The 25,506-nt window shown below is 72.1% G+C and carries 24 protein-coding genes; 7 read left to right on the top strand and 17 right to left on the bottom strand.

What is annotated here, in order from left to right:
- Positions 1 to 76: 76 nt before the first annotated feature.
- From AC0NH5_RS27245 to AC0NH5_RS27255, 3 genes are all read right to left on the bottom strand, one after another.
- Complete coding sequence (locus AC0NH5_RS27245; RefSeq protein WP_474409114.1) at positions 77 to 1,024, bottom strand: DUF3152 domain-containing protein; 948 nt, start codon at positions 1,022 to 1,024, stop codon at positions 77 to 79.
- Between the two features lie 97 nt (positions 1,025 to 1,121).
- Entirely contained in the window at positions 1,122 to 2,084 is a 963-nt protein-coding gene (locus AC0NH5_RS27250) for an alpha/beta fold hydrolase (protein ID WP_474409117.1), read from the bottom strand.
- Positions 2,084 to 3,826: a Daple gene (locus AC0NH5_RS27255; RefSeq protein ID WP_474409119.1), complete on the bottom strand. Its 1,743-nt coding sequence runs from the start codon at positions 3,824 to 3,826 to the stop codon at positions 2,084 to 2,086. Before AC0NH5_RS27255 ends, AC0NH5_RS27250 begins: the two co-directional genes overlap by 1 nt.
- Positions 3,827 to 4,060: 234 nt before the next feature.
- Here AC0NH5_RS27255 and AC0NH5_RS27260 point away from each other — a divergent pair, with 234 nt between their 5' ends.
- The 4 genes from AC0NH5_RS27260 (at position 4,061) to AC0NH5_RS27275 (ending at position 8,337) form a co-directional block, all read left to right on the top strand.
- Positions 4,061 to 4,720, top strand: a complete 660-nt coding sequence (locus AC0NH5_RS27260) for a TetR/AcrR family transcriptional regulator (protein ID WP_196419678.1) — start codon at positions 4,061 to 4,063, stop codon at positions 4,718 to 4,720.
- A 37-nt stretch (positions 4,721 to 4,757) separates the two neighbouring features.
- Entirely contained in the window at positions 4,758 to 4,982 is a 225-nt protein-coding gene (locus AC0NH5_RS27265) for a DUF3107 domain-containing protein (protein WP_378028617.1), read from the top strand.
- Between the two features lie 236 nt (positions 4,983 to 5,218).
- Complete coding sequence (locus AC0NH5_RS27270) at positions 5,219 to 7,084, top strand: DEAD/DEAH box helicase (protein ID WP_474409121.1); 1,866 nt, start codon at positions 5,219 to 5,221, stop codon at positions 7,082 to 7,084.
- 110 nt (positions 7,085 to 7,194) lie between these two features.
- On the top strand, positions 7,195 to 8,337 hold the full coding sequence (locus tag AC0NH5_RS27275; protein ID WP_474409124.1) for a class I SAM-dependent methyltransferase: 1,143 nt from the start codon (positions 7,195 to 7,197) through the stop codon (positions 8,335 to 8,337).
- On the opposite strand, the gene AC0NH5_RS27280 is transcribed toward AC0NH5_RS27275, so the two are convergent.
- Positions 8,330 to 9,370, bottom strand: coding sequence for a hypothetical protein (locus AC0NH5_RS27280; RefSeq protein WP_474409126.1), 1,041 nt, complete (start codon positions 9,368 to 9,370; stop codon positions 8,330 to 8,332). The two genes, AC0NH5_RS27275 and AC0NH5_RS27280, sit on opposite strands and share 8 nt — an antisense overlap.
- A complete protein-coding gene (locus AC0NH5_RS27285; protein ID WP_474409128.1) occupies positions 9,363 to 9,575 on the bottom strand; it encodes a heavy-metal-associated domain-containing protein in 213 nt (70 codons plus the stop codon). The genes AC0NH5_RS27280 and AC0NH5_RS27285 overlap by 8 nt, the downstream gene beginning before the upstream one ends.
- A gap of 164 nt (positions 9,576 to 9,739) precedes the next feature.
- Between AC0NH5_RS27285 and AC0NH5_RS27290 the strand changes: the two genes are divergently transcribed.
- Positions 9,740 to 10,687 (top strand): nucleotidyl transferase AbiEii/AbiGii toxin family protein, encoded by a 948-nt coding sequence (locus tag AC0NH5_RS27290; protein WP_474409130.1) that lies wholly within the window; start codon positions 9,740 to 9,742, stop codon positions 10,685 to 10,687.
- Between the two features lie 11 nt (positions 10,688 to 10,698).
- Positions 10,699 to 11,154, top strand: coding sequence for a GNAT family N-acetyltransferase (locus AC0NH5_RS27295; RefSeq protein ID WP_474409133.1), 456 nt, complete (start codon positions 10,699 to 10,701; stop codon positions 11,152 to 11,154).
- A gap of 296 nt (positions 11,155 to 11,450) precedes the next feature.
- On the opposite strand, the gene AC0NH5_RS27300 is transcribed toward AC0NH5_RS27295, so the two are convergent.
- Positions 11,451 to 13,616 carry a DEAD/DEAH box helicase gene (locus tag AC0NH5_RS27300; RefSeq protein ID WP_474409134.1) on the bottom strand — a complete coding sequence of 722 codons (2,166 nt, stop codon included), beginning with the start codon at positions 13,614 to 13,616 and terminating at the stop codon, positions 11,451 to 11,453.
- 232 nt (positions 13,617 to 13,848) lie between these two features.
- Here AC0NH5_RS27300 and AC0NH5_RS27305 point away from each other — a divergent pair, with 232 nt between their 5' ends.
- A complete protein-coding gene (locus AC0NH5_RS27305) occupies positions 13,849 to 14,247 on the top strand; it encodes a hypothetical protein (protein ID WP_474409137.1) in 399 nt (132 codons plus the stop codon).
- 43 nt (positions 14,248 to 14,290) lie between these two features.
- On the opposite strand, the gene AC0NH5_RS27310 is transcribed toward AC0NH5_RS27305, so the two are convergent.
- The 11 genes from AC0NH5_RS27310 to AC0NH5_RS27360 form a co-directional block, all read right to left on the bottom strand.
- A complete protein-coding gene (locus AC0NH5_RS27310; protein WP_474409140.1) occupies positions 14,291 to 15,016 on the bottom strand; it encodes an SDR family NAD(P)-dependent oxidoreductase in 726 nt (241 codons plus the stop codon).
- Between the two features lie 36 nt (positions 15,017 to 15,052).
- Positions 15,053 to 17,008, bottom strand: a complete 1,956-nt coding sequence (locus tag AC0NH5_RS27315; RefSeq protein ID WP_474409142.1) for a serine/threonine-protein kinase — start codon at positions 17,006 to 17,008, stop codon at positions 15,053 to 15,055.
- 82 nt (positions 17,009 to 17,090) lie between these two features.
- Entirely contained in the window at positions 17,091 to 18,584 is a 1,494-nt protein-coding gene (locus AC0NH5_RS27320) for a fused MFS/spermidine synthase (RefSeq protein WP_474409145.1), read from the bottom strand.
- An 18-nt stretch (positions 18,585 to 18,602) separates the two neighbouring features.
- Entirely contained in the window at positions 18,603 to 19,037 is a 435-nt protein-coding gene (locus tag AC0NH5_RS27325; RefSeq protein WP_474409147.1) for a deaminase, read from the bottom strand.
- Positions 19,038 to 19,083: 46 nt separating this feature from the next.
- Positions 19,084 to 20,094 carry a coiled-coil domain-containing protein gene (locus AC0NH5_RS27330; protein ID WP_474409149.1) on the bottom strand — a complete coding sequence of 337 codons (1,011 nt, stop codon included), beginning with the start codon at positions 20,092 to 20,094 and terminating at the stop codon, positions 19,084 to 19,086.
- Positions 20,095 to 20,157: 63 nt separating this feature from the next.
- Positions 20,158 to 20,931: an SDR family NAD(P)-dependent oxidoreductase gene (locus AC0NH5_RS27335; RefSeq protein ID WP_474409152.1), complete on the bottom strand. Its 774-nt coding sequence runs from the start codon at positions 20,929 to 20,931 to the stop codon at positions 20,158 to 20,160.
- A 9-nt stretch (positions 20,932 to 20,940) separates the two neighbouring features.
- Entirely contained in the window at positions 20,941 to 21,762 is an 822-nt protein-coding gene (locus tag AC0NH5_RS27340; RefSeq protein ID WP_474409154.1) for an inositol monophosphatase family protein, read from the bottom strand.
- Complete coding sequence (locus AC0NH5_RS27345; protein ID WP_474409156.1) at positions 21,755 to 22,207, bottom strand: response regulator; 453 nt, start codon at positions 22,205 to 22,207, stop codon at positions 21,755 to 21,757. Before AC0NH5_RS27345 ends, AC0NH5_RS27340 begins: the two co-directional genes overlap by 8 nt.
- Complete coding sequence (locus tag AC0NH5_RS27350) at positions 22,204 to 23,802, bottom strand: sensor histidine kinase (RefSeq protein WP_474409351.1); 1,599 nt, start codon at positions 23,800 to 23,802, stop codon at positions 22,204 to 22,206. The genes AC0NH5_RS27345 and AC0NH5_RS27350 overlap by 4 nt, the downstream gene beginning before the upstream one ends.
- Positions 23,803 to 23,807: 5 nt before the next feature.
- A complete protein-coding gene (locus AC0NH5_RS27355; RefSeq protein WP_474409159.1) occupies positions 23,808 to 25,004 on the bottom strand; it encodes a PP2C family protein-serine/threonine phosphatase in 1,197 nt (398 codons plus the stop codon).
- A 91-nt stretch (positions 25,005 to 25,095) separates the two neighbouring features.
- Entirely contained in the window at positions 25,096 to 25,452 is a 357-nt protein-coding gene (locus AC0NH5_RS27360; RefSeq protein WP_474409161.1) for a hypothetical protein, read from the bottom strand.
- Positions 25,453 to 25,506: the final 54 nt, after the last annotated feature.

Here is a 25,506-nt window from a genome sequence, read left to right on the forward strand (position 1 = left end):
GGACTTTCGGATTTCCGTACCGGATGAACCGAAGCCCGAGGTCAGCGCACCACCTGCGGAAGGACCGCACCTGGGGTCAGCGCACCGGGCCGGAGAAGCCGCGGTTGTTCCGGCGGGGCCAGGCGTACGGGCGGCAGCCGCGCAACGTGATCGTCTGCTGGACCATCACCGGCGCCGGTCCGCCGGCCTTCGGACAGTCCTGATGCCGGTGGCCCAGCTCGTGCCCCACCTCGTGGTTGATCACGTACTGGCGGTAGGTGGCCAGATCAGTTCCGGCCTCGACGAACGGGCGGGCCGAGCCGTGCCACCGGTCCAGGTTGATGATCGCCGCGCCGGTGGTGCGGCAGGAGGTGAACGGCACGCCACCGATCCGGATGTTCGTGCCGCCCCGGGCGCACATCTGTCCCGCGGTTTCCCGGGTGGCCAGATAGACCGTGAAGTCGGCACGTTCGGCTCCGGTCACCGGTTGGAGGCGTTCCCGGCCGTTGCCGATCCAGCTCCGGCTGTCGCCGAGGGTCGCGACGACCTGCGCGGCGAACGCCTCGACGTCCTCGTTGGTGCCCTTCTCCACGGCCACCCGGTATCGGCGCACCGGTCCCCGGGTCCCGGCGACGGGGCCGCGGCTGTTCGCGAACTCGAATCGGCCGGAGCCGCGCACCGGCGCCCGCCCGGGCAGCCGCAGCATCCCGGCAGCGGGAAAAGGGGCGGCGTTCGACTCGACGACCTGCTGATCAGTGGTGGACACCGGATCTCTGGCGGGTGCCGACGGGCGGCCGGAGGTGGACCCGCCGCCGGCGGAGGGGCCCGCTGACGCCGACGAGTTGATCGGGGGCGGCGGGCCTGCTGAAGGCGGGCTCGCGGCGGCGGCATTGCCGACAGGTGCGGGATCCTGGCCCGGCAGTCCGGCAGCCACGAAGACCAGCAGGACCAGCGTCGCCGCGAGGACGACCAACCAGGACTGGAGCCAACGGTCTCTTCCGGGCGAGGTCTCCGGCGTTGGGCCGGAGGCGGCAGGCGACGTCATGGGAGATCCAGGCTTTCACATTCCGCCTGCCCGGCCCACCCCTGTCACCCCGAGTGCGGCGCGGCGCACACCCGTCCGAGGGGGGCGGAAAGGCAACTCAGCCGGCGGCGGGCGAACGCACGTCCTGCAGCAATCCGATGATCGCCCTGGCCACCAGCCGGGGCTCCTCCATCTGGGCCACGTGGCCGACGCCGGGGAGAACCAGCAGGCGGCTGTCCGGGACGGCCCGGGCGACCTGGGTCGGCACGCGTGGGTCGACCAGACGGTCGTTGAGGCCGCCGATGACCAGCGTGGGCGCCTCGATGCGGGCGGCCAGGCGCCATTGCGAGTTGACGCCGGGGAGGTACGCCCGGAGGAAGCTGCTGACCAGGCCGCGGAGAGTGCCGAGGTAGGCCTTCGGGTAGTGCGCGACGGTGTAGCGGAGCTGGATCTCCTCCATCGCTTCGGCGCGGCGCTGCGGGTGAACCTTGGTGGTGTCGCCGAAGCAGGCGGCAAGGACCTGCTCGGCCATCTGCTCGGCGGTGACCCGGGTCAGGGCCCAGGCCATCAGGCGTTCCGCGCCGGGGAGGGCGAGCAGCGGCAGGACCGGGCCCTGTGCGGTGCGGCGCGGGTTGAGAAACGGCATCGCCGGGGAGATCAGCGTGAGGGTCCGCACCAGATCGGGGCGCAGCGCGGCGACCCGGACCGAGATGGAGCCGCCCAGCGAGTTGCCGATCAGGTGGACCGGGCCGCGGCCGGAGTGATCGAGGTAGTTGATGACGGTCGCCGCGAAGGACGGGATGGAGTACCGCGGGCTGGGGTCGCTGTAACCGAAGCCGGGCAGGTCGATCGCCTGGCCGTCGAGGCGGTCGGCGAGCAGGCCGGCGAGGTCGGTGAAGTTCTGCGAGGAGCCGCCGAGCCCGTGCACGTAGACGGCCGGTTCGGCGTTCGGGCTGAGTGCCGGGGTGTCGCGGACGTGCAGCATCGACCCGCTGACCGGAACCCGGCGTGCGGGCCACGGTGGGGGTATCTGACCAGCCGGCAACAGCAGGCTGTCGTCGGCGAGAATCGCGCCTCTCATCAAGCCAAGAGTGCCTCGACGCGACGGTTCACCGCGGCGAGTGTGGCGCGGACCATAGCGTGCCGGTCATCGCCGGTCACCACGGCGGAGCCGGCCAGCTGCTCGACCCAGCCACCGCCGCAGGACAGCAGCAGCACCACGACCGCGACCTGCATCTGGCCGAAGGAGACCGCGGCGGCGTGCTCGACGAAGCAGCGCGCCGGGCCCTCCTCGTGCTGGGAGGCGGAGAGCAGCTCGTCGATGGCGCCGGCGGTGGCGGTGGCGCAGAGCCGCAGCAGGTAGCCGTCGACCGCCGGGCCGGTGGAGACTCCCGAGGCGGTCCGCGAGCCGGACCGCAGCCGCACTTCGACGGTGGCGTCCGCCCCGAACGTGTTGACGTGTACGTTCTCGATGATCACGCGAGGGCCGGGGTTGTCGCCGGGGTCCAGCGGCCGGGGCCGAGAGGCGTCCGCGGGCACCAGCGAACGCGGCCGGGTCACGGTCGTGGGCGGCGCGGAGACCGGCGCCGGCGCGGGCGCGGGCGCGGCGGCCGGAGGAGCCGAGGCCGGCGCGGGCTGAGGGCTGAAGGCGGCGGGTGTGAAGGGGGCGGGCGCCGCCGAGACCGGGGCGGGAGCCGCGGAGACGGGAGCGGGAGCTGCCGAGACCGGGGCGGGCGGGGCCGAGACCGGCGCCGGGGGCGCCGAGGCCGGGGCGGGCAGAACCGCCGCGCGGCCGGGCCGCGTGGGCTGAGGGGGCAGGCTGGGCTGCGCGGTCCGGGTGGGCTGGCCGGGCACGAGCGGGCCGGCCGGGCCGTCGCCGGGCATCGCGGCGTCCAGTCCCATCCGGTCCTGCAGGAGGCGGGCCACCTGACGGCTCACCTCGGCCGGGTCGGCGCCGTCGGACAGGTCCAGCCGGAGGCTGTGCGCGCCGGCCGGCGTGGCGCGCAGCGACGCGTCGCGGACACCGTCCACCTCGCGCACCGCGGCCAGGATGTCCTGGACGTCGAAGCCCTCCTGCCGCTCCTGCGCCGGCACGACGTCACCGCGACGCAGATGCGTCGCGATCCGCGCCAGGGCGGGCGCTTCGGCCGATGGCTCCACGGAGGGCGGCTCCGGAACTCTGGGCACGTCCGGCTGGGCCGGCACGCGTTGCGGTAGTGCCTCGCCGGCCTCGGACGGATCGGCGGCCGGCGGCGCGTAATCGGTGGGCGCCGGCTCGTAGGACCGGCGGGAGAACCCGGCCGAATCGTACGACGGGCGGGCGACGGGCGCTCCGTTGTCCGCCGTTCGCCTGTCCCCCGCAGGTGCGGTGTCGACCTGCGGAAGGCCCTGCGCCAGGGTGTCGGTGACCAGGGCGTGCCGGGATCGTTCCGGTTTCGCCGGCTCCGCGGTGGGCGTCCACTCGGGGCGGGCCATCGGCACCGAGGCGCGCTGGACCACCGGGGTCTTGTCCCGGTACGTGTCGTCGAGGTCCCCCTCGTACGGGTACGGCGGGGCGCTGCTGGGCGCGGGCGGCGCGCTGGGAACCCGCCGGTGGCCGAGGATGTCGGCGAGGCGGCTCCGCTCACCCGTCCAACCGGTGGCGGGCTCGGGGTGCCCGGACGGGGGAATCTCGGGAGAAACTTCCGGATAGGCCGGCGGGGTCGCGGGCCGCCCGAAGGTGCGGCTGTCCGCCGGACGCCGCCACGACGGGATGTCCGTGTCCTTGTCCAGATCCGCACCTGAGCTGGACCATGGGTTGTCGCTGTTGGCCCACCCGTTCACTCGGTTGCGGTCACGCGAGTCGGCGTCATTGCCACTCGCTGCGGCTCCGGCCTCTCCGGAATGCCCTGATTCATCCACCGCGTGCTCCTCGCTCGCCCCCGCTGAGGCTACCGTGTGGTTGCAGTGGCGATAAGTTGCAGCGTCGCGACAATTGCCCGCACGACCGCGACATGCGCCGATCCGGGCAATCCGCGACGCCAAACCGCGGGGACCGACCCCCTGGAGGTTCAAGAGATGACCGCTGCGTCCGGCGGGGCACAGACCGCACGACCCACCCGCCTGCCACGTTCGGCGCGCCGCAAGCAGCTGCTGGCCGCCGCGCAGCAGATCTTCGTCGCGCACGGCTATCACGCCGCCGCGATGGATGACATCGCGGAGCGGGCGGGCGTCTCCAAGCCCGTGCTCTACCAGCACTTCCCCGGCAAGCTGGAGCTCTACCTGGCCCTGCTCGACACGCACTGCGACGCGATAATCGCCAAGGTGCGCGGGGCCATGCTGGCGACTCCCGACAACAAGGAGCGTGTGAAGGGCGCGGTTCGCGCGTACTTCGACTTCATGGATCACGAGAGCGAGGCCTTCCGGCTCGTCTTCGAGTCGGACCTGCGCAACGACCCGCAGGTGCGCCAGCGTGTCGAGCGCGTGGAGCAGGGCTGCATCGCCGCTGTGACGGACACCATCATCTCGGACACCGGGTTGCGGCCGGACCAGGCCGAGCTGCTCGCCTCCGGCCTGGCCGGGGCGGCCGGGCAGGCCGCCCAGTTCTGGCTGGCGAACGGCCGGCGTACGCCTAAAGCTGAAGCCGAAGCGCTCGTAGCTGCGCTGATCTGGCGTGGCATCGCCAGCTTCCCGCTCCAGGGCGGTTCAACAGCCGGAACGCCGCCGGAAATCGGATAGCCTTCCTGTCGGAAGACGGTTGACAGAGGAGGGCTCCGTGGAGGTCAAGATCGGCGTGCAACATTCGCCGCGTGAGCTGGTGCTGGAGAGCGCGCAGACCCCGGCGGAGGTCGAGCAGGCGGTGTCCGAGGCGATGGCCAAGGACAGCGTCCTGTCGCTCACCGATGAGAAGGGCCGCAAGGTGATCATTCCGATCGCCAAGGTGGCTTACGTGGAGATCGCCGAGGCGTCGCACCGCCCCTTCGGTTTCACGACTCGCTGAGTCGACGGGAGGGGGCCCTGATCCCAGGGTTCCCTCCCGTGACTCGCTCTCGGGTGCGTCCGGTCCCAGGTCAGGTACACTGGCGTGCGTCGCCGCGACATCGACCGGCTTGTTCATCGGCCAGGGGTTCCGGCGACCGCGCGTGCGGCCCGCTTTTTCCGCGTGTGGCCCGCGCCTACACAGACCGCGCCCAGGACTTCGACGGGCGCACCACGAGAGGGCACCCGTAAAACTTCATGACCGACAATGAGCAAGCACTAGTACCCGTGATCACCCGCGCTCCGGTCCGCCCGGACAGCCCCACCTTCGCCGCGCTGGGCGTGCGTGCCGAGACGGTGGAGGCGCTGGCCAAGGCGGGCATCACCCACGCGTTCGCCATCCAGGAATACGCGTTGCCGATCGCCCTGCGGGGCACCGACCTGATCGGCCAGGCGCCGACCGGCACCGGCAAGACGCTCGGCTTCGGCCTCCCGCTGCTGGAGCGGATCACCGCTCCCTCCGAGGGCGCCGACGGCCAGCCGCAGGCACTGATCGTCGTTCCCACCCGTGAGCTGGGCCTGCAGGTGGCCCGCGACCTCGCCGCCGCGGGCAGCACCCGAGGCGTCCGGGTCCTGCCGATCTACGGCGGCGTGGCGTACGAGCCGCAGGTCGACACCCTGAAGAAGGGCGTCGAGATCCTGGTCGGCACCCCCGGCCGGCTGCTCGACCTGGCCAAGCAGAAGCAGTTGAAGCTCGGCTCGATCCGTGCCCTGGTCCTCGACGAGGCCGACCGGATGCTCGACCTGGGCTTCCTGGAGGACGTCGAGAAGATCCTCGCAATGCTCCCGGAGCAGCGCCAGACAATGCTCTTCTCGGCCACCATGCCGGACCCGATCGTGGCGTTGTCCCGCCGCTTCCTGCGCAACCCGGTCACCATCCACGCCGGGCACACTGCCGAGAGCGCCGCGTCGCCGCTGACCAAGCAGGTCGTCTACCGCACCCACCCGCTGAACAAGCTGGAGATGGTGGCGCGGATCCTGCAGGCCCGCGGGCGCAGCCTCACGATGATCTTCACCCGCACCAAGCGGGCCGCCGACCGCGTCGCCGAGGACCTCGACTTCCGCGGTTTCGCGGTCGCGGCGGTGCACGGCGACCTGGGCCAGGGCGCCCGGGAGCGGGCCCTGCGGGCCTTCCGCACCGGCAAGATCGACGTGTTGGTGGCGACCGACGTCGCGGCCCGTGGGCTGGACGTCTCCGGGGTCACCCACGTGATCAACTATGACTGCCCGGAGGACCCGGAGACCTACACCCACCGCATCGGGCGCACCGGCCGGGCCGGCGCCACCGGTGTGGCGGTCACGTTCGTCGACTGGGAGGACATGCCGCGCTGGGTCCTGATCGACAAGTCGCTCGGGCTCACCATGCCGGAACCGCCGGAGACCTACCACACCAGCCCGGCGCTCTACGCCGACCTGGACATCCCGACCGAGATCTCGGGCACGCTGCCGACCGCCGACCGCAACCGCGCGGGTCTGGCGGCCGAGGTCGAGGAGGACCTCGGGTTCGCCGGCCGGCGTGCGGGGGGACGTGGCGGCCCGGCCCAGCGCGGGCGTTCGCGAGGTGGCCCGGCGAGGTCAGGCTCGGGCTTCGGCTCTGGATCCGGTTCGGGAGCCGGCTCGGCATCAGGTCCGGCAGCAGGTCCGGCGTCCGGTTCGGCCGCCGATGACGCCGACGGCGGGGAGCGGCCCAAGCGGCAGCGTCGCCGCCGGCGGGTGGAGGACTCCACCGCGGCAACCGACACCCCCTCTTCGGGTACGCCGGAAGCGGCCCCGTCGGAGGGATCGGCCGATGAGGAGCAGCGTGCTCCGCGGACCCGTCGCCGCCGTGCGGCCACGACCGCGGTGACCTTCTCCGCGAGCGAGCCCGCGGCCTCGGATTCGGCCCCGGCGTCCGCCGTCGCGGACTCCGGCACCTCGGATGCGGCCGACGACGGTGGGGAGTCGCGTCGCCGTCGCCGTCGCCGGCCCGCTTCGGACTCCGCTACGGCTTCTGCTTCAGCTACGGCCTCGGCCGGCGCCGAGATGTCCGGCGGCTCCGAGGCCGGAGTCGGCACCACCGCCTGATCGTCGCCGAACGCACGGGACCGGCTCTCGGTCCCGTGTTCGGTCACGCCCAGCGTTGTGCCCCGGTACGCCACCCGGGTGGCCCAAATGTGCCGGGCAGAATGGATGTCATGCCAGAACCGCTCGATCAAGCGCTCGCCCACGTGCGGGAGCTGCTGCTCGCACCCGGCCTGACCCGGGCCGTCGCGGCCGGCCGGCGCCGCGGGAACGTCCCCTCGGTGACCCGCGCCATGGTGCGGCCGGTCAGCCTCAAGCAGGGGCCGCGACTGCAGATCGTCACGGACGACGGCGCCCGGCCGTTCACACGGAACGTCGCTCCCGGTGACGAGGCGGCGGCCGCGGTGGACGAGCTGCTCGCCGAGCCGTTCGGCAACTGGCACGTGGAGACCGACTCGGCCACCGTCCAGGTCCGGGTGACCAAGAAGGGCGAGGCCCAGGTGCATCGGGCCGGCGCGGTCACCCCACGGCCCGTCTCCGCCACGCACGACCGCGCCAAGCAGTGGCTGCTCGATCCGGGCGATCCGCTCTTCCAGGTGATCGGCGGCAACGCGGCGAAGCGGCGGCAGATCGACGCGTTCCTGCGGGCGCTGGCCGCGACGCTGCCCGAGCAGCTGCCGACGCCGCTGCGCGTCGTCGACCTGGGCTGCGGCAACGCCTATCTCACCTTCGCCGCCTATCGCTATCTGGCCGCGCGGGGCGCGCAGGTCCAGGTCGTCGGGGTCGATGTCCGTGAGGACCAGCGGGTACGCAACAGCGCGGTGGCGGAGGAGCTCGACTGCGCGGGCGACGTCACGTTCGTGGCCGGGACGATCGAGGCGGCCGACGTGCCGTTCGAGCCGGACCTGGTGCTCGCGCTGCACGCCTGCGACACGGCTACCGACCAGGCGCTGGCCCGGGCCGTCGGCTGGCAGGCCAGGTGGGTGCTGGCCGCGCCCTGCTGCCACCACGACATCGCCGCCCAGCTCAAGGGCCGTGCAGCGCCGAGCCCGTACGAAGAGCTCACCCGGCACGCGATCCTGCGGGAGCGGTTCGCCGACGTGCTGACCGACTCGCTGCGGGCGGCGCTGCTGCGGCTGCACGGGTACCGGGTGGACGTGGTGGAGTTCATCGACTCCGCGCACACCCCCCGGAACCTGCTGCTGCGGGCCCGGCGCACCGGCTCCGCACCGACCGGCGAGCAGCGCGCCGAATACGACGCGCTGGCCGGTCAGTGGGGTGTGACGCCCGCCCTCTCGACGCTTCTGGCTAGCTGACGACCACGGTCCAGGCCGCGGTGGAGACCTTGCCGCCGACCTGGAAGTCGAAGAACATCCGGTAGGTGCCGGGGCTCGGCGCGGCCAGCCAGAACTTGACCTTGCCGTCGACCAGTTGGCTCTCCGGGTGCACGTGGACGTAGCCCACGTCTCCCTGACGCAGCACGACCAGGTGCCCGAACGCGCCCAGATAAGGCTCGACCATGACCGGCTTGCCGGCGGGGTCCTTGACGGTCATCAGCAGCGGCTGGGTCGACTCGGTGACGGGCGTTCCCTCGTACCCCACGGTGTGATCGGACGCTGCCGCGACCCGGACCGGATCCGGCAGGATGACCGGCTGATAGCCGCCGGCTACCGTCAGGTCGCTGCCCAGCGTCATCGCCACCGGGCTGCCGCCGACCACCGCGGTGAAGTCGGCGATCATCCGGTAGCTGCCCGGATCCGGCAGGGTCAGATCGATGCTCCAGGTGCCGTCCGGCGCCATCTCCGGGTGCAGGTGCTGGAAACCGGTGAGATCCCGGCGGATCACGATCAAGTGCAGAGATTTGTCGTGTACGACCTGGTAAGTCGTGATGGGTGCGCCGCCGGGACCATTGATCGTGAACTCGAGCCGCTGTGCCCGGCCGGCCGGGAAGGTGGTCGTCACCGGGGCCAGGGTGAGGCCGCTCGCGCTGAGCGAGAGGCCGCCGGCCGCGGCGCCGGCCGCCGCACCGGGGAGGGGTGCGGTGGTGCCGTGCGCGTGCGGTTGGCTCTCGTCGACGGCGCTCGCCCCCGCCGTCGGCACCGTGGCGTTGATCACCGAGCCGGCGCCGGCCGCGCCGTTGCCAGTCGCGCTGTTGCCGGCCGAGCCATTGCCCGCCGAGCCGCTGCCGGCCGAGCCGTTGTTGAGGCGGCCCAGGCCGTAGCCGGCGAAGAGGACGACGATCAGGAGCGCGCCGAAGGCGGCCAGCCGGAAGCCGGCGTTCCGCGGTGGCGTGAACTCCTCGGCCGCCTCCTCGTCGGCAGAGCTTGCTGTGGTGGAGGTCTCAGACATCAACGAGCTCGTAGCCGGCCTCGTCGACGGCCCCGCGCACCGCACCCTTGTCGAGAGGCGCCTCACTGGTCACCGTCACCCCGCCGGAGCCGAGGTCCACCTGCACGTCCGCGACACCGGGCAGCGCCGAGATCTCCTCGGTCACCGACTGGACGCAGTGCGAGCAGGTCATGCCCTTAACGGTGTATGTGCTGGTCACAGCCATTTCAACCCTTCCGGCGGCTCGCCTTGCCTCGTTGTTGGTCGTTCCTCGGACCCTGCTGGTTCCCGGCCCACCGAATTCCGGCGGGCTGTCCGACCTGGACGCCAGCATACCCCCTGCCGGTATATGGCCCCCGGGATGTCGTACCCGGCGGATAGCCTCCGGCCGTGTTCTCTCACCGGGAGGTGCTCGACCACATCCTCGGCCTGGTCGCCGAGGCACCGTGGGCGAACACGGTGGTGCTCCGCGGCAGCATGACCATGCCGGCGTGGATCGGGGACGCCGCCCGGCCGCCCGGCGACCTCGACTGGGTCGTGCAGCCGCCGGATCTGGTCGCGCCCGGCGACCTCGATCCGTACCCGTTCGTCGACCACCTCGGCCCGGTCCAGCACTGGCCGGAGGCGGTGCACGGGGCCGCACGGAACGAGATCTGGACGTTCGAGGAGTTCGAGACCGGCGGGCGGCATCCTCGGCTGCCCCCGGAGGGACTGCGCTGGATCACGGCGACGTCGGTGGACGACGACCCGGGACGGCGCGTGCACGACCAGGTCTACGAGATCGTCGCCGCGAACCCGGTCACCGACAGCGGCGTGCTGCTCGACGCCGACGAGATCAGCACCGACACCGACTGGGAATACGCGGGATACGGCCCCGGTGTCGAAGGCGGCGGCGGGGCGCGGCTGCGGGTGCCGTGGAAGTCCCTGGACGGGGAATCGGGGACGGCCCAGCTCGACTTCGCGTACGACGAGAGGCTGCCCGAGGCGCCGGTCGTGACCGCGGTGCCCCGGGCCGGCGGACGGCCACCGGTGGCGGTGTGGACGGCCGGGCCGGCACTCTCACTGGCCTGGAAACTGCGTTGGCTCACCGGTGACCAGTTGATACACCAGGAGTCGGCGATGAAGGACCTCTACGACGCGGTGCTGCTCGCCGAACTCGACGGCATGCAGCTGTCGCCTGCGCTGCGCCGCCTGGCGCTCAGCGCCGGGTCGGCTGGGTCGGCACCGGCTCTGCTGGACCCGGCCGAGCTGCGCGGGTGGATCATCACCGGGGGCGACGACGCCGTCCCGACATGGCTGGAGCGCCTCGCCGCCGCGGCGCCCCGTCTCCTGAGCTGAAGGGAACGCCAGTGACAGAACTGGAACGCGGTGAGTACGTGCTGACCTCCGACCCCCGCCGGGTCGACCTGGACCGGGTGCACCGGTGGCTGTCCGAGGAGTCGTACTGGGCGGCCGGCCGGCCCCGCGACCTCGTCGCCCGGTCGATCGAGGGCTCCGTGCCGTACTCCGTGTTCACCGCCGGCACCCAGGTGGCCTTCGCCCGGGTGGTCACCGACGGCGCGACGTTCGCGTGGATCTGCGACGTGTTCGTGGACGCCGGGCACCGCGGCCGGGGGCTCGGCAAGTGGCTGATCGACAGCATCCTGGAAAGCCAGGCGGAGCGCGGCATCCAGCGGTTCCTGCTCGCCACCAAGGACGCGCAGGAGGTCTATCGGCGGTCCGGTTTCGCCGAGTTGGAGGGGGCGCACCGCTTCATGGAGATCGACCGGCGGCCCACCAGAAACGCCATCCTCGGCAAGGCCTGACCCCGGCAGGCGGCCCACTCCTGCCGGCCAGCCCGCTCGCAGCCGCCGGCCCGCTTCCGCCCGTCGGCCCCGCCCGCTCGCGCCCGCCAGCTGTAGCCCGCTTCCGCCCGCCGGCCCCGGCCCGCTTCCACCCACCCGCCGCGACCCGCTTCCGCCTGCCTGCCCGCTCCCGCCTTCGGGCTCACAGCGTGTGAAGTTCAGGCAGCTATGTGGGCCGAACTTCACACATTGAAAGGTGCCGCGTGCCGCAGTGTGTGAAGTTCGGGTAGCTATGTGGGCTGAACTTCACACACTGGTCAGCCGGCTACGGCCAGGGCCAAGGGCAGGACGGCGGGGGCGCCGGCGCGGCGGAGTGCCCGGCCAGCCAGCGACATGGTCCAGCCGGAGTCGACCAGGTCGTCGACCAGGAGTACAGGGCCGTTCAGGTCGGCGAGCTGGGCGGCGACCTCGGGTGGGACGGTGAAAGCCTCGTGGAGGGCTCGGACTCGCTGGGCGCTGTTGCCTCGGTGACCGGTTTCGCCCATGTGGTTGGAGTGCAGGGCACCCAGCAGCGGGAGCCGGCCGACGGTCGCTATGTGTTCGGCGAGGCTGTGGACAAGTTGTGGATGACGGTGTGAGCCGACGGCCACGACGGCGGCCGGCCGCTGTCGCCAGGCGTCGTCGCCGCGGGCCCAGGCCTTGAGAACCTCGACCACGGCGCCGGCCAGTTCGGCGGGGATGGGGGCGTCCGGGGACTCCGCGGAGACCACGCCGCGTAGCCGGCTGCCCCAGCCGAGGTCGGAGAGGCGGCCCACGGCGCGGCCGGGCTCGATCTGCTCCGCCGGGCCGATCTTGCCCTTCAAGCCGATGCCGACGGCGGCCAGCCCGGTCGGCCACATCTTCTTCGGCGCGATCTCGACCCCCGGCCTGCCCAGGAACGCGCCGGCGGCGGCCAGTGCCGCGGACGAGACCTCGGCGCCGAAGAGCGGACCGGCGCAGTTGTCGCAGCGGCCGCACGGTGTGGCCTCCGGGTCGTCCAGACACCGGCGGAGGAACTCCATCCGGCAGGCAGTCGTCGTCGCGTACTCGATCATGGTTTTCTGCTCGGTCTCCCGCGCCTCGGCGACGCGTCGCAGCCGGGCCGTGTCATAGGTCCACGGCTCCCCGGTGGCGAGCCAGCCGCCGCGGGTGCGACGCACCGCGCCGTCCACGTCGAGCACCTTGAGCATCAGCTCCAAACGGTTGCGCCGCAGGTCGACGAGGGGTTCGAGGGCCTGCGTGGAGAGCGGGCGGTCCGGGCCGAGCTGATTGAGCACCGCCCGGACCTGGTCCTCCGGCGGGAAGGCGAGCGAGGCGAAATAGCGCCAGATCGCGGCGTCCTCGGGGCCCGGCAGAAGCACCACCTCGGCGTGCTCGACGGCCCGGCCGGCCCGCCCGACCTGCTGGTAATAGGCGATCGGCGAGTTCGGCGCGCCGAGGTGCACGACGAAGCCGAGGTCGGGCTTGTCGAAGCCCATGCCGAGGGCGGAGGTCGCCACCAACGCCTTGATCTTGTTGTCCAGCAGATCCTGCTCGGCGGCGCGGCGGTCGGCGTCCTCCACCTGCCCGGTGTAGGAGGCCACCGCGAAGCCGCGCGACCGCAGGAAGTCAGCGGTCTCGGTGGCCGCGGCCACGGTCAGCGTGTAGACGATGCCGGAGCCGGGCAGCCGCTCGAGGTTGTCGGCCAGCCACGCCAGCCGGTGCGCCGGGTCGGACAGGCTCAGCACGGCGAGCCGCAGCGAGTCGCGGTCGAGCGGGCCGCGCAGCACCAGCGCGTCGCCGAGCTGCTCGGCGACGTCCGCGGTGACCCGGGCGTTCGCGGTGGCGGTGGTGGCCAGCACCGGCGTGCGGACGGGCAGACCGGCCAGGAAGGTGCGCAGCCGCCGGTAGTCGGGCCGGAAGTCGTGCCCCCAGTCGGAGACGCAGTGCGCCTCGTCGACCACCAGCAGGCCGGTGCTCTGCGCCAGGCCGGGCAGCACGTTGTCGCGGAAGTCGGGGTTGTTCAGCCGCTCCGGGCTGATCAGCAGGACGTCCACCTCGCCGGCCCGGATCTCCTGCTCGATCAGGGACCACTCGTCCAGGTTCGCCGAGTTGATGGTGCGGGCCCTGATGCCGGCCCGGGCGGCCGCGTCGACCTGGTTGCGCATCAGAGCGAGCAGCGGCGAGACGATCACCGTCGGGCCGGTGGCCGGATCGCCGGGCTGGGCGGCGACACCGCCACGCAGCAGTGCGGTGGCCACGAAGTAGACCGCGGACTTGCCCCACCCGGTCCGCTGCACGCAGAGCACCCGGCGGCGGTCCACGGTGAGGGCCTCGATCGCCCGCCACTGGTCCTCGCGCAGAACCGCGTGCTCCCCGGCAAGCTTGCGGAGCACCTCCTCGGCCCGCTCCCGCACGGCCGCCCGCTCCGCCGCACCGGCCGCCATCCGCGTCGTGTCAGTCATCCGGCATGTCTATCAGCCCGTGCCGGGCCCGCTCGAAGTTATCCACAGTCCGGAGTTGTCCACAGGCGGGTGAGCCGATTCGCGCGCCGCTCCGGCGTTTCTGCCAGGCTGCCGGAGCGAGGGAGCGCCGGAGGGACGGCGTCCGATCGGGATCGGTTGATGGGAGGGGTGCGACGGTGCCGGCTTCACCGAACGCGACCATTCGGCGCACCGGTGGTGTAAGGCTCAGGACATGACGAAGACGATCGCGGAGAAGTTATTGATCAAGCCGAATTCGACGGTCTGGCTCAACGAGCCGGCTCGCCTGTCGCTGCTCACCCCGATGCCGGACGGGGTGCGGGAGAGCGGCGGCCTGTCCACCGCCAGCACGGCGGTGCTCTTCGTCGAGGACGAGGCGGGCCTGCGGAGGCAGCTGGCCGAGCACCAGGCCGACCTGGACAAGCCGGCGGTGGTCTGGATCGCCTATCCGAAGGGCAACGCGGCCGACATCAACCGGGACACGCTCTGGCCGATCGTCGCCGACTTCGACATGCGGCCGTGCGGGCAGGTGGCCATCGACGAGCGATGGTCCGGCCTGCGATTCCGCCGGAACAAGCCGGGCGAGGGCCGCTTCACCGGCGGCGCCGGCTGAGCCACGCCGCGCCGATTCGGGCGGCGGGCGGTGGCGGGGTCGGTCAGCGGCCGAGGACGGAGCCTCCGTTGACGTTGATGATCTGGCCGGTGACGAAGGTGCCGCCGGGGCCCGCGAGCCAGCGGACCGCCTCGGCGATGTCGCTGGGGACGCCGGCTCGCTTGACCAGGGTGGCGTCGACGCGGGACTGGTGTCCTTCGGGAGTCATCCGGCCGAGGAAGAATTCGCTGTCGGTGATGTAACCGGGCGAGATCACGTTGGCCGTGATGCCGTCGCCGCCGAGGCGGGTGGCGAGGTCCAGGGCGTACCCGTGCAGTGCCGCCTTGGCAGCGGAGTACGGCCCGCCGCCGCCTCGCTGGGCGGCGATCGAGCTGGTCAGGATGATGCGGCCGCCGGGGCGGCGCAGCTGGGGCAGGAGGGCTGTGGTCGTCAGGACCGCGGTCAGCACGTTCGAGTCGAGCGTGGCCCGCCAGCGTTCGGCGACGCTGTCGAGGCTGTCCTCGTCGCCGGAGATGAAGGCGCCGGCGTTGTTGACCAGCACGTCCAGGGGACGCCCGGCCACCGCGTCGACCACGGCCGGGATCTGGGCCGGGTCCGCGACGTCCGCCGTCACCGCGGTGGCCTGCGGGCCGATCCACTTCACCGCGTCGGCCAGGACCTCCGGGCGGCGACCGACGATGATCACGTCGTAGCCCTCGCCGGCGAGCATGCCCGCCGTCGCCCTCCCGAGCCCGGTGCCGCCGCCGGTGACCACTGCGAGTCTCGTCATGCCTGCGACACTATCGGCGGACAGCCGCCCCAGAGGTCAGAGGGCCAGCGAGAAGCCGGTGCTGCGCTTGGGAGCCGGCGCCGGGACCGCCGAGCGGCCGGAGGGCGCCTCGGTGACCTGCTTGCGGGGCGGCGTGCTGGGCCGGCGGGGTTGGGTCCGCCTGCGCTTGCTCGGGGTGCCACCGCGGGCCGGCTCCTCCACCGCCGTGGTGATCGGGTCGCTCTGGACGGTTCCGGCGTTGACGCTGCCGAGAACCTCGGCACGGCAGTTCTGCCCGTTGAGCGCGAAGGTGAGCGGCAGCGGGTTCCTATCGCGGTAGCCGCCGTGCAGGGTCACGGCACGCGACCGCCCTTTGCCGGTGACGACGACCTGACGGCCCTGCTGGGATACCGCCTTGGAGGCCGGGGTGAGCCGCTGGCTGCCCGGATAGCTGAACTCCACGCGCCAGGCGGCCCGCTGCGTGGCGGTGGCATAAACGGTCAGCCTGGCCTCGAAGTCGGAGCCGGAGTCGTGCTGCACCTCGTATCGGACCACGCACCGGCCGCGCTTCGGGCCACCGGCCGCCGGCGCGCCCACCGCGGGCCCGCCCGCCCCGGAAGCGGTGGTGTGGGTGCTGTCGGCGTCCTGGGCGTCGTGCCGGGCCGACCAGCTGAGCACGGTCGCCGCCAGCAGGATCACGGTGGCCAGGGCGGCGATCGCCGGCAGCCGGTCCCGGTGGCCGCTGATCTCCCCCGCGCGGGAGCCGGGATGAGAGCCGGGGTGAGAGCCGAAACGGGAGGCGAAACGGGAGCCGAGATGCGAGCGGCCGCCGACGAAGAGACCGCCGCCCAACGGCCGGACCGTTCCCGTGCGGAGCACCGAGCCGACCCGCAGCCCGGCCCGCAGCCGGAACGTCGCGAGCTGTGTCCGCCACGCCTGCGCATCACCGGTCCCGGCGGCCGCTTCCGGACGGCAGCCGCCGGAGCCTACGTCAGGGGAGGTGACCAGGACCGCCTCCGCCGCGGTGAGCCCGGGCCGGAACCGTTGCCGCAGGCCACGCAGGAGACCTTCGCGGGGACGCGCCGCCGCGGCCACCCGCACCACTGCCCGGGCCGCCGGCACCGCCGCCCGCTCACCCTCCCGTAGCGGCGGGATGATCGCCCGCACCCCGACCGTGGCGGCCAGGGCCCGGGCGACCTCGGCGGCACCGGGCCGGTCCGCCGGGCTCTTGGCGAGGCAGCGCAGGCACAGGTCGGCGACTCCGGCCGGCATCCCGGGCAGGTCCGGTACGGGCTCCGGGTCGGCGTAGAGATGCGCGCGCAACGCCTCCGCGGTGTTCTCCGCCGGCCACGGCAGGCGACCGGTGAGAGCGCGGTAGAGCAGGAGCCCGAGGGCGTACACGTCGGTGGCCGGTGAGACGGAGGCGCCGCCGAGTCGTTCCGGGGCCAGATAGGCGGGGGTGCCCAGCAGGCTGCCGTCCGGTGCGGCGTCGCGCTGGCCGACCACGGCGGAGATACCGAAGTCGACGACCTTGGCGCCGGAGCCGGTGAGCATCACGTTGGCCGGGGTGACGTCGCGGTGCACCACGCCGCGGGCGTGGGCGGTGGCCAGCGCGGACGCCACCTCGGCGGTGATCATCACGGCTTCCCGCCAGTCGAGGGAGCCCTGCCGGCCGATGCGCGCGCCGACGGACTCCCCGTCGTTGAGCTCCATCACGACGTAGGGGACGGTCAGCCGGTCCGAGATGGGGGCTTCGCCGAAGTCGAAGATGCCGGTGATGTGCGGATGGCACAGCCGGGCCGCAGCCAGCGCCTCCTGCCGGAGCCGGTCGCGGAACGTGCAGTCGTCCGCGAGCCGGGGTGAGAGCACCTTGACGGCCACGTCCCGCCCGAGCGTCTCGTCGTAGCCGCGCCAGACCACCGACATGCCTCCGGCGCCGAGTTTCTCGACCAGGCGGTACCGACCGGCGAGACGAAGCGATCCATCATGACCGTTCCGCTTCGTACGCCCCATGCGCCGATTCTCGCCGAGCGGATCGCCGTCCGGTGCCGCACCGCGAAACCCGGCTTCTAAACCCGGCCACCGGAATTTGTCGTCAGCCGGCGAGCAGCTGGTCCACCGGGGCGTAATCGTCGGTCAGCACCTTCGAGTCGCCGACGAATGCGGTCAGCTCGGGCCCGGAGAGCAGCGTGACCGGTTCCCGGACCGCATCCAGTGCGCCGCGCACCGCCGGCAGTGGCAGCGGGCTCTTCGACGCCAGGATCACGAAGTTGGCCCCTTGATTCCCGGCGAGGGCCTGCGGCGGGGCGATCAACGCGACGTGCGGGAAGGCTGCCCCGACCGTCGCCACCTCGGCCCGGATGAACCGGTTCGGCGGATAGTCGATCACGTTCTGCGCGTAGACCCCGTCGGGCCGCAGCACGCGCGCCACGTCCGCCGCCATTTCCCGGGTGGCGAGGTGCCACGGCACCACCAGGTGTCCGAACGCGTCGCCGACGACCAGGTCGTACGCCGCGTCGGACTGTTCGGCGAGCCCGACCCGCGCGTCGCCCACCCGGACCCGCAGGTCCGGCCCGGTCTTCAGGCCCAGCGATGTGCGGTCCAGGTCGACCAGGCCGCCGTCCAGCTCGAGCACCAGCTGGTCGCTGCCGGGCCGGGTGGCTTTCAGATAGTTCGGCACCGTGAAGCCGCCGCCACCCAGGTGCAGCGCGGACACCGGGGCGGCCGGCGGCTTGAAGGCGTTGCTGACCGCGCCGATCCACTGGACGTACTCGAACTCCAGGTACTGCGGGTCGCTCAGGTCGACGTACGAGTGCCGCGCCGAGTTGAGCATCAGCGTCCGCCCCGACTCGCGTGCCGGATCCGCGTCCACCCGGGCGCAGTGGTACGCGGTCTCCACGTCACACGGTGTCGGCGAGGACGCGCCCAGCCCCGCGCCGACGAGCCCGACCGCCACGAGCGCGGCCCGCGTCCGCGGTGACCCCGGCAGGTCCTTGCGCATCCACCAGCCGAGCAGCAGCCCGCCGACGGCGAGCAGCACCGCCAGGCTGAGCACGATCGCGCTGCTGGGCATCGCCGCCACGAAGACGAACCCGGTGACCAGCGTGGCGGTGATCGCGCCGAGCGTGCCGATGCTGGACAGCCGCCCGACCACGCTTCCGGCCCGGCTCAGGTCACCGAGCTGCAGTTTCACCACCATCGGCGCGATCGTGGAAAGAACCAGCGCGGGCAGGAAGATCGCCAGCGCGGCGAGCAGCAGCACGGCCGGGGCGGCGCCGCCGCGGAGGAACTCGCCGCCCCAGCGGACCAGCGGCAGGGTGAGCGCGGTGCCGATCGCGCCGAGGATCAGCGCGGGGGCGAGCAGGGCCCGCGGGTCGAAGCGGTCGGCCAGGCGCCCGCCGAGCCACGCCCCGTACGCGATGGCCGCCAGCGCCACCCCGATCACGGAGCTGCTCACCTGGAGGGTGACACCCACGTACGGCCCGACTAGGCGGAGCGCGACGATCTCCAGGACCAGGACGGCGCCGCTGGACCCGAAGGCCAGTGCGGTGGCCAGAGCCGAGGGCAGAGCGCGGGGCGGATTGTCCATCGCCGGATATTACCCAGGTCAAAAACGCAGGTGAGCGTTCGCCTCCTGGGCCGCTGTGGCGAACTCCGGCAACTCCACCACCTCGATCCCCGCCGCGGTGAGCAGCGCGATGCCCTCGCAGGTGACGAAGATGTCCGGCTCCCGCCAGGCGATCACCACCCGCGGGATCCCGGCCGCGATGATCAGGCGCACGCAGGTGGCGTGCGGCCGGCTGCTCCGCTTCGAGCACGGCTCGAGGGTGCTGTACAGGGTCGCCGGCCGCAGATCACCGGAGGCCCGCAGCAGCGCCGACTCCTCGGCGTGCACATAGGGATCGATGTCCCGCGAGTACCCCGACGCGATCTCGGCGCCGGCGGAGGAGACGATCACCGCCCCGACGGCGTAGGCAGTGTCGGAGCGAGGACAGCGGTGCGTCAGTTCGACGGCACGGCTCATCCACCGGTGGTCGTCCATAACCGAAAACGCTATCCCGGCGGAACGGCGGGACAGCGCAGCGGGCTCAGAGCATCGACAGGTGTACGTGATTGGTGTGCACCGCCGCCGGTCCACCGGAGACGCTGTAGGCGCGCCAGCCGGTGCTCGGCTGCCAGATCTGCCGGTACCAGATCACGTACATCACGCCGAGTTCGTCGGCATTCTTCACGAGGTAGGACGCGAGCCGGTCGCCGTACGCCTTGTCCGCCCCGGTCGCCGCCTCGTTCTTGAACGTGTTCTGCGCCGCCGAGAAGTCACAGGCCCGGCCTTTCGGGTGCTCCCCCGACGACCGTTGGCTGAAGCAGACCGTGTAGCGCTTGAACCCGTCCGACTTGGCTTGCTGGTAGGCGTGGAGCGTCCGCGGCGTGATGCATCCCGTGGACGTCGGGTCCTTGACCGTGCACGACTCCCGCGGCCACGATCCGTCCGAGTTGCGCGGCGCGGGCTTGGCCGCCGGCGAGTCCACCGAGACGAAGCCGCCGGCCGCGCCGCCGCCCACCTCGGCCAGCGCCAGCTCGGCTTCCCGCTTCTTCCGGGCCATCACGTTGACCTGGCGCCTCTGCTCGATGATCTCGGCGTCCAGGGCGGTCCGGGCCTTCTTGGCGGTCTCGATGTCCTTCTGGTACTGCGCGAGCGTGCCGCTGTCGATCTGGGCGAGCACGTCGAGGCTCTGCACCCGGTCGATGAAGTTGTCCGGCGAGGCGCTGTTGAGCAGCAGCGTCATGGTGCTGATCCGGCCCATCTGGTAGGACCGGTTCGCCACCGCGTTGACCTGCCGGGTCAGCGCGGCGGCGCTGGCCTCGGACTGAGCCAGCCGGTCGGTCAGCTGCTTCTGCCGTTTCTTGGAGTTGGCCAGCTTGGTCTTCGCCTGGTCGTATCCCTTGGCGGCGCTGTCGAGCGCGGTGCGCAGCTTCTTGGTGCCGCCCTCCGGGTCGTTGGGGGCGGCGAGCGCGGCCTCGGCGGTGAGGGCAGCCATGAGCACGGCGATCAGCAGAACCAGCAGGGCGGGGCGCCGGCGCGGAAGAGTGGCCGCCACGAATACCTCCAAGTCGTAAGCGCCGGTACTTTACCGTGCCGGACCTGGGGTGGGGGAGATCGCTCAGGTGGCTGAGTAGCCACCGTCGACGAAGAGTGTCTGACCGGTCACGGCCTGCCCGGCAGCGCCGGCCAGGAAGACGGCACATCCGGCGAAATCGGACGGTAGACCGTTGCGGCCGATCATCGTCCGGGCGGCGTGCGCCGACACTTTCGTGGGGTCCGCGAACACCTGCTCGGTGAGCGGGGTGTGCACCACGCCCGGCGCCACCGCGTTGCAGCAGACCCCGTGCGGCGACCAGGCCTCGGCCTGCGACCGGGTGAGACCGACCAGCCCCGCCTTGGCCGCACCGTAGGCGCCGCTGTTGCCGTAGGCACGGAACGCCTGCTGCGAGACGACGTTGATGATCCGCCCCCAGCCACGACGGGCCATCGCCGGCCCGAACGCCTGCCCCAGCAGGAACGGCGCGGTCAGGTTGGCGGCCACCGTCACGTCCCAGTCGTCCTCGGTGAGCTCGCCGAGCGGCGGGCGCAGGTTCACCGCCGCGGAGTTCACGAGCACGTCCGGTTCGCCGTACCCCGCGGTGATCTCGGCAGCGGCGGCCTTGACCGCCGCACGGTCGGCGAGGTCCGCGGAGACCGCGTCCGCTTCCGCGCCGTGTCCGCGCAGCTCGGCCACCACCTCGGCCATCGGCGCCTCGCGCCGGGCCACCAGGATGATGCGCGCGCCGGCGCGGCCCAGCGCGACGGCCATCGCGCGGCCGATCCCGGAGCTGCCGCCGGTCACCACCGCGGTCCGCCCGCTCAGGCCGAAAAGCTGATCGAGATATGAGCTCACGACGGGACTCTAGAGCGGATCGATCACCGGGGGGCCGTCCGGGAACAGGGTTCCGTGCACCGACTCCCAGATGCCGGGGTTGGCCGCGACCAGAAGCCCTCGTCGGTGGTCGGTCGGCCGGTAATCCGTGCCGTCGAGGTGACGAACGACACCCCCGGCCTCCCGGACGATGAGCGAGCCGGGGACGTGGTCCCACGGCAGGATCCGCCAGAACATGCCGAACTGCTGCTCGTCGGTGGCGATGGCCGGATATTCGTACCCCGCGCAGTGTTTCCCGTTGGTGTGCCCGCCCAGGGCGACCGCGTTCGCCCGGACCTGCTCGCTCAGGTCGTCGGGGAAGTACTTGTGCGAAATCACGCCGTGCAGCCCCGCCGGGCCGGGATCGTCGGTGCGGGTCTTGACCCGGACACCGTCCCTGTATGCCCCCGAGCCGGCCTCGGCCACCGTCAGGTGGTCACCGACCACGTCGAGGATCCAGGCCGCGGCCGGCTCACCGTCGCGGACCAGGGCGACCATCACGCAGAACGGGGTCTTGCCGGCAGCGAAGTTGTTGGTGCCGTCGACCGGGTCCACGATCCACACGGCGCCGCCGCCGGCGATGCGGTCCCGCACCGAGGGGTCGGCCGCCACCGCCTCCTCGCCGACCACCACGGAACCGGGCAGCAGGGCGGTCAGCCCGTGGGTCAGCGCCCGCTCGGACTCCTGATCGGCCACGGTGACCAGGTCACCGGGCGCCTTCTGATGCACCTCGTCCTCGGCCAGCCGCCGGAATCGCGGCAGGACCTCGGTGTGCGCCACCTCGCGGACGAGCTCGGCCACCTGATCAAGCACGTGGCGGCAACTTCACGACGCTGACGAAGAACTCGTCGATCTGCCGGATCACCGCGATGAACCGCTCGAAGTCCACCGGCTTGGTCACATAAGCGTTCGCGTGCAGCTGGTAGCTGCGCAGGATGTCCTCGTCCGCCGACGAGGTGGTGAGCACGACGACCGGGATGCGGCCCAGGCTGTCGTCCTTCTTGATCTCCTCGAGCACCTCGCGGCCGTCGCGCCGCGGCAGGTTCAGGTCGAGCAGGATCAGGTCGGGCCGGACCGCGTCGGAGTACTGACCTTCGCGACGCAGATATGCCAAAGCCTCGGCGCCGTCGGAGACCACGGTCAGCCGGTTGCGGACCTTGTGCTCCTCGAACGCCTCCTGCGTCATCAGGACGTCACCGGGGTCGTCCTCGACGAGCAACACCTCGATCGGTGTGCCGTTGTCCCGCGTCACGCTCATGCTTCCACGACCTCTTCCGTCTTCTCCGGAGACGTTGTCTCCGGAGACTCCGCACCCGGCAGAACCGGCAGCGTGAACCAGATCGACGCGCCTTCCGCAGCGTCGACATCGAGCCAGATCCGCCCGCTATGGTATTCGACGATCTTCTTCACGATCGCGAGTCCGATGCCGGTCCCCTCGTACGCGTCCCGCGCGTGCAGCCGCTGGAAGATCACGAAGACCTTGTCGGCGAACTCGGCCTCGATGCCGATGCCGTTGTCCCGGACGTTGATCCGCCACTCCGCGCCGTCACGTTCCGCGGTCACCCGGATCACCGGCTCGACGTCCGGCCGGCGGAACTTGAGCGAGTTGCCGATCAGGTTCACGAAGAGCGTGGTGAGCAGCGGCTCCTCACCCTCCACCACCGGCATCCCGGTCCAGGTGATCTCGGCGCCCTCGCCGGCCCGTGGCTCCAGCTGCGATTTCACGTCGTCGAGCACCCTGTTCAGGTCGACGTCGGTGAAACCGCTGGTCAAGCGGCCGATCCGGGAGAACGCGAGCAGGTCGTTGATGAGCCGCTGCATGCGCTGGGCGCCGTCGACGGCGAAACCGATGTACTGGTCCGCCCGTTCGTCGAGCTGTCCCGCGTACCGCCGCTGCAGCAGCTGGCAGAAGCTGGCCACCTTGCGCAGCGGCTCCTGCAGGTCGTGCGAGGCGACGTAGGCGAACTGCTCCAGGTCGCGGTTGGACCGGGTCAGTTCCTCGGCCTGCGACTGGAGCTGCTCGTTGACCCATTCGATCTGGGAACGCGCCATGCGCACCTCGCTCAGCTCGCTGGCGATCTGCCGGCGCATCCGGTCGATGTCGGCGGCGAGCGCCACCAGGTCGGAAGAGCCGCGCGGGCTGGCGATCTGCCGCTCGTAGTCACCGGCCGCGACGTCGCGAACCTGACCGGCCAGCTCGGTGATCGGGCGGCTCACCAGCCGGTCCAACAGGTACAGCAGGAACGCGCCGGCCAGCACGATGATCGCCGCGGCGGCGATCTCGATCGCCACCATGGTCGAGCCGGCCTGCCGGGCGGCGGTCGCGGCCCGGCCACGGATGACCTGGATCTCGTTCTGCACCCGCTGGGCGGACTGCCGAAGCTCGTCGAAGTCGCGGGTGTCGGCCTGGTCGACGAGCGCCTGGCCGGCCGCCGGGCCGTCCGCCTGCACCGCGGCGATCACCGGCTCAGCGACCTCGGAACGCCACGTCGCGGCCCGCGTGCGCAGGTCGTCGAGCGCCGCCCGAACCCGCGTGTCGCCGGGCCCCAGCAGCTTCTCCAGAATGTCCATCTGCTGGTTCTCGGCGGCCAGGCCCTCCTCGTAAGGCCCCAGGTTGTTGCGCTGGCCGGTGATCACGTATCCGCGGACACCGGTCTCCTGGTTCACCAGCGCGGTGTTCAGCGCCTCACCGGCCACCCGCATCGGGCCGATCCGGTCCAGCACGTCGTCGAGGTGCCGGTTGCTGTTCGCCGCGGTGATCGCCGCGAAGACCCCGAGCACACCGAGGACCAGCGCCACCGCGGTGCACAGCGCGGCGATCCGCTGGCGCAGCGTCCAGCTGCGGGCGTCCAGGACGTTCACCGGCCACCGCCCCGCGAGATCAGCAGCATCGCCACGTCGTCGGCGAGCGGGCCGCCGTTGGCCTGGTCCGCGCGGCTGACCAGCCACGCGGGCAGTGCGGGCACCGGCATCTGCCGGGCCTCCGGCTCGTCGAGCAGCTTGCAGAGGCCGTCCACGTCGAGACGCTCGTTCCCGGGGCCGGTGTGCCCCTCGATCAATCCGTCCGTGTACATCAACAGGGACCAGTCATGGTCGGTGAACTCCAACTCCGTCGCGGGTGTGGGAGCGGGTCGTACCCCGAGGACGATGCCGGTACGCGCGGTCACCGGGGCGACCCGGCCGCCGGAGAGCACAACGGGCGGCGGATGGCCGGCGAGGCGGACGGTCACCCGGTTGCGTGGCAGGTCGACGACCAGCGCGGCGACCGTGGCGAACACCTCCCGGGCCCGCCGCTCGGACATCAGGACCTGCTCCAGCGAGGGCAGCACCTGCTCCTCCGGGACACCGGCCAGCACCAGGGCGCGCCAGGCCACCCGGAGCTCGACGCCGAGCGCGGCCTCGTCCACACCGTGCCCGCAGACGTCGCCGACGATCAGGTGCAGCCGGTCGTCGCCGACCTGCACCACGTCGAAGAAGTCGCCACCGAGCAGGCCCATCGCCCGGCCGGATCGATAGAACGTCTCCACCGACACCTCGGTGGTCTGCATCAGCGGCTGCGGCAGCAGGCCCCGCTCCAGACGGGCCGACTCGGCCTGGCGCAGCTCCACCTCGCGCAGCAGGCGGGCGTTCTCGTCGGCGCGTTTGCGCTCCACCGCGTACCGCAGGGAGCGGATCAGCAGGACGCCGTCCACCTGGCCCTTGACCAGGTAGTCCTGGGCGCCCTCGGCGACCGCCTGCACGCCGAGGTGCTCGTCGGAGCGCCCGGTCAGCACACACACCGCGGCCCGGCCGGCCAGCGCGAGCAGCTTGCGCAGGCCGTCGATGCCCTCCGCGTCGGGCAGGCCCAGGTCGAGCAGCACGCACTCGGCGCCGGCGATCAGGCCGATGGCCTCCCGGAGACTGGTGACGACCGTCAGCTCGAACGGGGCCTCGGCCTCATCGAGAAGCTCACGCACCAGAAAGGCATCACCCTCGTCGTCCTCGACGAGCAGGATCCGCAATCTCTCCAGTTGATTAGCCGCGTACGTGCGGGGCGCGAGCGACCGCTCCGTCATTCCGATTCCCCACTCGACGCATAGGTGACCCGAGAATCGTGTACCACCGGGCCCGGCCGCACAACTCCGGTCATCAGGTCGTGACCTGGCCTCACTTCGAACCTTGCGGGTCCGGACCGGCGTTGTCGGCGGCCACCCGCCGGGCGTGCGCGGCGATCACCTGACCGAGGATGCCGTGCAGCTGCCCGCAGTCCCGGCAGTGCAGGTTCTCGTCCAGGTGGCGACCACCGCACCCGGCGCAGTTGCCGCGGTCCTCCGGGTCGCGGTAGGACGCGAGCGCGCGGCACATCGCCCGGATCACGTGATCGCTGAGGGTGAAGACATCCTCACCGAGCGCGGTGCGCACGCCGAGGACGGCAACGGGCGCGGCGTCCGGGTTCGGGTTGTACGGGGACACCGCGTCGATGAACTCCGCGATGACGGCGGCTGGGTCGAGCGGGGTAGTCACCCCGACAACGCTATTCCACCCGCGAACGGATCTTCGGGGTACCCGGCCGCCACG

This window comes from Actinoplanes sp. 13 (assembly GCF_056134165.1).

Excerpts from the sequence above, each read along its gene's own strand:
- AC0NH5_RS27275 (WP_474409124.1), top strand. The coding sequence starts at position 7,195 with ATGCCAGAACCGCTCGATCAAGCGCTCGCCCACGTGCGGGAGCTGCTG.
- AC0NH5_RS27260 (WP_196419678.1), top strand. The coding sequence starts at position 4,061 with ATGACCGCTGCGTCCGGCGGGGCACAGACCGCACGACCCACCCGCCTG.
- AC0NH5_RS27315 (WP_474409142.1), bottom strand. The coding sequence starts at position 17,008 with ATGGGGCGTACGAAGCGGAACGGTCATGATGGATCGCTTCGTCTCGCC.
- AC0NH5_RS27270 (WP_474409121.1), top strand. The coding sequence starts at position 5,219 with ATGACCGACAATGAGCAAGCACTAGTACCCGTGATCACCCGCGCTCCG.
- AC0NH5_RS27245 (WP_474409114.1), bottom strand. The coding sequence starts at position 1,024 with ATGACGTCGCCTGCCGCCTCCGGCCCAACGCCGGAGACCTCGCCCGGA.
- AC0NH5_RS27300 (WP_474409134.1), bottom strand. The coding sequence starts at position 13,616 with ATGACTGACACGACGCGGATGGCGGCCGGTGCGGCGGAGCGGGCGGCC.
- AC0NH5_RS27355 (WP_474409159.1), bottom strand. The coding sequence starts at position 25,004 with ATGACGGAGCGGTCGCTCGCGCCCCGCACGTACGCGGCTAATCAACTG.
- AC0NH5_RS27310 (WP_474409140.1), bottom strand. The coding sequence starts at position 15,016 with ATGACGAGACTCGCAGTGGTCACCGGCGGCGGCACCGGGCTCGGGAGG.
- AC0NH5_RS27250 (WP_474409117.1), bottom strand. The coding sequence starts at position 2,084 with ATGAGAGGCGCGATTCTCGCCGACGACAGCCTGCTGTTGCCGGCTGGT.
- AC0NH5_RS27305 (WP_474409137.1), top strand. The coding sequence starts at position 13,849 with ATGACGAAGACGATCGCGGAGAAGTTATTGATCAAGCCGAATTCGACG.
- AC0NH5_RS27285 (WP_474409128.1), bottom strand. The coding sequence starts at position 9,575 with ATGGCTGTGACCAGCACATACACCGTTAAGGGCATGACCTGCTCGCAC.
- AC0NH5_RS27320 (WP_474409145.1), bottom strand. The coding sequence starts at position 18,584 with ATGGACAATCCGCCCCGCGCTCTGCCCTCGGCTCTGGCCACCGCACTG.
- AC0NH5_RS27280 (WP_474409126.1), bottom strand. The coding sequence starts at position 9,370 with ATGTCTGAGACCTCCACCACAGCAAGCTCTGCCGACGAGGAGGCGGCC.
- AC0NH5_RS27325 (WP_474409147.1), bottom strand. The coding sequence starts at position 19,037 with ATGGACGACCACCGGTGGATGAGCCGTGCCGTCGAACTGACGCACCGC.
- AC0NH5_RS27345 (WP_474409156.1), bottom strand. The coding sequence starts at position 22,207 with ATGAGCGTGACGCGGGACAACGGCACACCGATCGAGGTGTTGCTCGTC.